General features: G+C 72.8%; 1 protein-coding gene. It reads right to left on the minus strand.

Annotated elements, in window-relative coordinates:
- The coding region (locus H926_RS27655; RefSeq protein WP_043609630.1) for a TolC family protein at positions 1-265 on the minus strand (265 nt) is incomplete at both ends.

A 265-nucleotide genomic window follows, 5' to 3' on the forward strand; every position in this document is an offset into this window, starting at 1 on the left:
CACCGGCGATGCGCCCGCCCGAAAACAGCGGCAGGCTGATCGCCGGGCCGATCGATCCGGCATCGGAACCGCTCGCCGTCAGGTTGCTGAGGCCGAGCGCCTGCACGCCGATGAAGCCCATCAGGTTGACGTTGGGATAGAACGCGGCATGCGCCACCTGCCCCCGCGCCGCAGCCGCTTCTGCCCGCGCGCGCGCGGCAGCGACATCGGCACGGCGGCCAACCAGATCGAGCGCCAGGTTGGCGGGCAGGCCCTGCGGCGCCAG

Origin of the sequence: Novosphingobium sp. B-7, from assembly GCF_000410615.1 — a bacterium.
Taxonomy (GTDB): Bacteria; Pseudomonadota; Alphaproteobacteria; order Sphingomonadales; family Sphingomonadaceae; genus Novosphingobium; species Novosphingobium capsulatum.